The sequence below is a fragment of the Acinetobacter sp. GD03645 genome, from assembly GCF_029845285.1.
Lineage (GTDB): Bacteria > Pseudomonadota > Gammaproteobacteria > Pseudomonadales > Moraxellaceae > Acinetobacter > Acinetobacter corruptisaponis.
The window spans coordinates 283075-289630 of the sequence record NZ_JAOCLL010000001.1 but is presented as its reverse complement, the minus strand read 5'-3'; the positions used below and the strand labels follow the sequence as shown (position 1 = coordinate 289630).

Annotated in this window: 4 protein-coding genes; 3 read left to right on the top strand and 1 reads right to left on the bottom strand. The window is 32.3% G+C overall.

All coding sequences use genetic code 11. The annotated features are described in order from the left end of the window. Nucleotides 1-111 precede the first annotated feature (111 nt). A complete protein-coding gene (locus N5J47_RS01435; protein WP_151958934.1) occupies nt 112-585 on the top strand; it encodes a toll/interleukin-1 receptor domain-containing protein in 474 nt (157 codons plus the stop codon). Between the two features lie 47 nt (nt 586-632). Next, entirely contained in the window at nt 633-2717 is a 2085-nt protein-coding gene (locus N5J47_RS01430; RefSeq protein WP_279958966.1) for a hypothetical protein, read from the top strand. A gap of 87 nt (nt 2718-2804) precedes the next feature. On the opposite strand, the gene N5J47_RS01425 is transcribed toward N5J47_RS01430, so the two are convergent. Then, nucleotides 2805-3944 (bottom strand): Fic family protein, encoded by a 1140-nt coding sequence (locus N5J47_RS01425; protein ID WP_279958965.1) that lies wholly within the window; start codon nt 3942-3944, stop codon nt 2805-2807. Nucleotides 3945-4208: 264 nt separating this feature from the next. On the opposite strand from N5J47_RS01425, the gene N5J47_RS01420 reads away from it, so the two are divergent. Beyond that, the gene (locus N5J47_RS01420) at nt 4209-6542 is read left to right on the top strand and encodes a dynamin family protein (protein ID WP_279958964.1); all 2334 of its coding nucleotides are present in this window, start codon (nt 4209-4211) and stop codon (nt 6540-6542) included. Nucleotides 6543-6556 lie beyond the last annotated feature (14 nt).

Here is a 6556-nt window from a genome sequence, read left to right as displayed (position 1 = left end):
AATTGCTACTCCAGTCCCTAAAATTAGTAGTTACAATTAAGATTCTTTCCTTTTTCTATTAGTAAGTGTATAAAAGATCAAATTTAGAATTTATTGAACTATGAGGATAATGTGTCAAATTTGAATGTCTTTCTTAGCTATTGTCATGAAGATGAACAATTCAAGTTAAAATTAATGAAATATTTGAAACCAGTTTTAAAAGGGTTTGGTGCTTCACTTTGGCATGATGGAAATATTTTGACGGGGCAGTCTTTAGATGATTCAATCAAAGAGGCCCTTGAAGAAAGCACAATCTTTATTTGCTTAATTAGTTCAGATTATCTTGCTTCGGATTATTGCATAGATAAAGAATTGGAATATGCTCTTGATAAGCAAAAAATTGGTAAAGCAAACATTTTTCCAGTAATTCTAAGAAAATGTAACTGGAATCATACAATTTTTTCTGATTTGAAGTGTCAACCAAAAGATGCAAAGCCTGTAATTAAGTGGGAAGATGAAGATGATGTTTATACGGAAATTTCTGATGAACTTGCAAAAGTGTTAAAATCATTAACCAGTAATACTATTAAAAAAAAAGTGAATTAACAATTTCTGAATCATCTATAAGTGGGTTGATTTCTTTTAATAATTACTTGAATGATCTTGGAGTTACAATAAAACACAGTAAGAAAGATTTTATCACAGTAGATGATATTTTTGTTTATCCTGATATTAAATGTGTTGATGATAATTTAACAATTAAAAAATATAAGTGGACAGTTAATGAAGTATTAGATAAATATAATTATATTTATTTTCTTGGTAGTGAAGAGTCAGGAAAAACAACATTAATGAAAAGGTTGGCTAAAGACTATCTATCTCAAGGATATAGTCCAATTGTTGTTAATGCAGAGAATCTTAAAAATATAGACGAAAAACAAATATTACAGGATTTTAATGAAAGATTTGGTTTGAGTTTTTCCATAGATTCAAGCAAAACAATTTTACTTATTGATAACTTTTCAAAACAACGTTTAAAAGATAATGTTTTAGATAAGTTTTTAAGTGAAATTACCGAAAAGTTCTTTAAAGTTTTTATTTTTGTTGATAAAAATAATTTTTTTATGAATAGTAATAAATATTTAAAATATAAATTTAAAGAGGTTGAAATATTAAACTTTGGATATGCAAAGAGGAATGAGCTTTATAAAAGATGGTATAGTGTTGGTGAGGATATAGATGTTTTAAAAACTGATAATGAAATGTATGGTAAAATAGATGCACTGGCAAATCACTTTGACATCTTAATGAAGAAGAATATAATGGATTCTAGGCCGATTTATATTCTAACTATCATTCAAACATTAGAAAATATGAGTACAAATAATAATTATCAGCTAACTTCATATGGGCAATGCTATTATGTATTGCTAACAGGGATGCTTAAAAAAGCCAATATATCTTTAACGAATGATCTAGATGGTTTCTTAAATTTCTTATCATTTTTAGCTTATTATTTGTATGCACATAATCTAGAGTCAATTTGTGATGAAGAGTTAAATCAAATTATAGTTGAGTATTCTAGTAAATATATTGCCCCAAGAGATATTAAAAAAGTTTTATTAAATTCGGGTGTGTTTGTCACTCCAGATGATGATTCAATGCGTTTCTCACAAAAGTATTTATATTATTTTTGTTGTGCTAAACACTTGGCCGATAATGCTATTGAATTAGCTGATGAAATTACTCTGCTTTGTAAAAATATGCATAATGAAAATAAGGCTAACATATTAATTTTTTTGGTTCATCATTTAAGATCAACTAACATTTTACAAGAAATTCTTAATCATGCCATATGTTTAATGGATGGTATTTCTGTTTTTGATATGAACCTTGAGCAATGTAAGGAGTTTAAAGGACTATTAGGAGAAGAAATCCATAAAGTTGTTTATGAAGATAAGAACTCTGAGGAACAAAGAGAACTTTATTATAGGAATAAAGAAAAAATAGAGAATTCGAATGAAAATTCTGATTTGTTCGATCTTTCTGTTGATGAGAAAGAATTAGATATTAAAAAAAGTGAACTTGAAGCGAAAGTAGATTTTAGTTTATTTCAACAAGCAACTTCATCTATTAGAAGCATTGAAGTCCTTGGTCAGATAGCAAAAAACAGACACTCTTCAATTAATAGAAATGATTTAAGTGACATACTAATGGTTGCCTATGATAATGGCCTTAAAGTTTTGAATTTCTATTTGAATATATTTAAAGATACAGAAAATGATCTAAAAGAGTTTATTAAGTCAATTGTTTCAGATAAAGGAGAAATATCTACTGAAGAAGCAAAAAAAGTTGCAGAGAAAATTATACATCAAATTTGTTTTAGTATTTGTATGTATATTATACAACTTATTTCCAAGTCTACTGCACATAGCCAATTATTGGAAATATCAGAAAAATTAACAGAACAAAGAGATACACCAGCTTATTTTCTTGTTGATTTATATTCACGACTAATAATTCAGAAAGAATTGCCCAAATCTTTGATTAAGAAGATTAAAAAAGAGAATGAAAATAATCCATTAGTATATTCATTGTTAAAACAGTTAGTTGTTGGCCATCTATATCTACATAATGTTGATTATAGAGAAAAACAATGGATTCAGGACAACATCAATGTCAAGGTTGCCGATCAACTCAGGGCTACAAGTAATCAAGCATTGAAACAATTGAATTAAATTTTTTTTACACATTCTATAGGTTTACTATAGAATGTGCTTGTTATTTTCTAATATACACTATTAAAAAAGAGATAATTTTAATATTTATAAAGAAATATACTTGAGTTTATAAATTTTAATTTGATACCTCGTATTCCTCCCGCCACCCTCAAGTCTCACAAGACAGCCTTTTTCCAATAAATCGGTGAGATGACGAGTTGCAGTGGCTCGGCTCACTTTAGCCACTTTCTGATACTGTGAAGCACTGATCCCATGTTCAAAGCCGTTTTCCCCACCGTCAAGCAGCCGATTTAAGACCTTACGCTGTCCCTCATGTAAATCCACTTCTGAAAAAGTTTGCCAAAATGTACTCTTTAGAAGTGTCCTTTCAATTCGCTTTAATGTCTGCTCAAGGCTTTCATTGAGTACCTGTAAAAACCAAAGCAACCAATCCGTAATATCAGAACCACATTTTTGAGTAGCTTTAAGAATTTCATAATAGCTCTTACGCTTATTCAGGATGACAGGTGACATGGCATATAAGCGGATACTCTGCTGATCCATCTGGGCTAAAGCCAAGTCAGTCAATGTACGGGTAATACGTCCATTACCATCATCAAAAGGATGCAGTGTCACAAACCATAGGTGAGTAATACCAGCTCGAATCAGTGGGTCAAGCAGGCTATTGGTTCTACTCGCATTAAACCATTGAATAAACTCATCCACACGTTGCTCTAAACCATCTCGTGGTGGAGCTTCAAAATGCACCGTAGGGTAATCCATTCGTCCAGATACAACCTGCATGGGTTCATGTCCACGTAATTGCCCAATCCGAATACGTTGCATTGTCCAGTCAGTTTCATTAAATAACCATTGATGCCACTGCAATAATCTTTCTACAGAGAGGTTTTGTTCAAAATTATTTAAGGCATCCAGCATGATATTGGCTAAACCATCTGAACGTTCTGAGCTTGGGTAGGGTTGTTCCAGTGATACACCTAGACGTTTTGCCAGAGATGAACGAAGCGAATAAACATTCAGAGTTTCATTTTCGATAGCCGAAGATGAGACAAGATTGGCAATCAGGTTGTCTAGGGTAAGATATTCTTTTTCAGGGTTATGCTGGATTTGCCCAAGCAGGATTCCAATTTTTTGATGAATGTGTCTGGTGAGTGGAAGAATATTTTCATCTTTCCATGTAAACGTTGTCCAATTAGGCTGTTTCCAAATCCAGTCATCATACATATTTAGTCATTTCCAGAAATAGTGAAGAATAGGAGTGAGTAGATTGTAGTGTATATTTGACTCATTGAGTGAGTCAAATAGGTGATTTAGATTGTTGCGAATGATAGAAATCATAGAAGTAATTTTAAGTAAAAGTATTTCAAAATTTCTAGTAACTATTGATTGGATTAAGTCTGATTTCATTTGTAAAAAATATATAACAGATGGTATGCTATATTAGATAGCTATTTAAAAAATAAGTATTTTTTTGGAGTATGGTTAGTAGTGAACTACCTTAATGAAGGATTGCAGATCCGTAAAGAAAAAATTCAGGATGCAGTGAATTATTTAGATCAAACAGAAGTATTATTTCAGCAATTTGGACAACAAGAACTGACTCATATTACGCAGAAATTTGATGATATACAAAAATCATTAGAGTCTGGTGAAGAAGTTAAATTGGTTGTAATTGGTGAGTTCTCTCGAGGGAAATCTACTTTAGTTAATGCTTTACTTAACATTTTATTATTGCGGTCAGCTCAAGAAGCAACTACAGCAATCAATACGTTTGTACGGAGATTGCCAGAAGGTGTAGAGCATCGTTTTATTCGTATCCATTTTCAAGATGGAAATATACAAGATATTGAATGGTTAGAAAATGACACTGATACTTTGGAAAAATGGAGTACAGAATTAAATACGACTCATGCAAGTGCTAGACAACAACTTGATCGTATTGAAATTTTTACTTCACATCCATTGTTAGATCAGGGGCTTGTATTGATTGATACGCCAGGATTGCAATCCGTAGTTGAATATCATGAGGGTATTACCCGTAGAGCGATTGATGAAGCTCATATTGCAATTTGGGTGCAAAGTACACAACAATTGGGTGGTAATGCAACAGAATGGCAGTTTTTATCGGGTACTATTCGTAAAAATTTTAATAAATTTCTGACAGTAGTAAATATGTGGGATAGTGTTCTCGAACCACAGGATCCATTTGACCAACAAAAGTCATTAGCAGAACGAGAGTCACAGAAATATCAACATGTAAAAAATAATTTTAGAAAAAACTTATTTGATATTTCTGAGCAAGATTTAGATGTAATGACCAATAATGAACATCTTATTGGAGTAAGTGCAGCGTGGGCATTGTCTAAGGAACAGGATAAAAGAGAACGTTCTAATATTAATATATTATCAAAAAGAATCAGTGATATGCTCTCAACGGGTGAAGCATTAGATGAAATTTATAAAAAGCCTTTACGTACTTTGGTTTCGATTCAGACAGAATTAAGTGAGTTTATTCAAGAAGAATTACAACAGTTAGACTCCAGTCAGACTATTGTTGAAAGACAGCGAGAAAGTGAAAAACTTGATTTAGAAATCAAAAATTTACAGCAAGAACTTAAGATTACTAACGATAATGCACGGACAGAGCATCATCGGGTAGCAACATATTTAATTGCTGATTTAAAAGAGAAATTGATTTCGCCTTTAGAGGATTTACAGGCAGATATTGAAAGTCAGGTGACTGTACGATATGTAGAGGGTCAAATTGTTAAAGGAAGTCGGAACATTCAACTTCCAAGCCAATTACAACAGCAATATGAAATTGCAGTTGTAGAGGTAAATAGTACTATGAAGCGGCAAAGTAAAGATATCGATGCACAGTTAGCAGATTTAAGAGCGGATTATGCAAAAGAGTTAGAAGAACATGCCGCACATTTAAAACAAAGTATTTCAGGCATTAATTTTAGTTTACCAAGCTTAGATTTGAGTTTTGATGTTGATTTTAGTGAAATTAATAGTTATTTCTCCGAGCAAGCAAAACTTGAGCAAGAGATTTTGAAAAAAAGACAGGAAATTGAAAAACTTGAGCATGATATTGTAAATAGCCAAGCTAGTCCAATGGCTTTGGAGAATGCAAAAAATTCATTGTTACGTGCAGAGCGAGCAAGAACAAGTTTAGGCGGAAGACCACAAGCTCAGCAAATCACACGTTCACGTACTGAACCAAGTTGGGGGATTTTTGGATGGATGGGATTTACCAAACAGGTAAATTATATTGATTATGATGAAAGCAATGTTTTGAAATGGGAAACAGAATATAAGGAAGCCCAGCGAGCGATTGCCAATAAAGAAGCTTTTCTAGAAAAAGTTCAAAAAGAGGAGGAGGATAAAGGACGTAAACGTATGAGTGCCGAGCGTATTCAACAAAAGTATGAACAAGAAGTTGCAAAAGTTGAGCGTCAGCGTAAACGTATTGAAGACCAAATGCAAGCCAGTCGTCAGCAGTTGATTGAAGACACACATCAACAGTTATTACACAATACATCAGGTGTTTTAATTCGATTTATCCGTCAATTACAAGAGCAGGTACAACCGCATATTCAACAGGTTTTTGATGAGCAGTTGAATTTGTTGCAACGTCAGGTCAAAGAACAATTGGAAGAACCATTAAACGCAAAATTGACACAACGTAAGCAAGTACAGGATTTGATTGTACAAGGACAAGCCAAAATAGATGCTCGTAGAATAGAGTTACAACAAGGATTATCTAAAACACAATCTTTAATTGCAATGACACAAGATGCTTTAGAAAGTAGCTATTAAACTTTGTGAGAAAA

Coding starts and splice junctions, on each gene's coding strand:
- N5J47_RS01425 (WP_279958965.1), bottom strand. CDS start 3,944: ATGTATGATGACTGGATTTGGAAACAGCCTAATTGGACAACGTTTACA.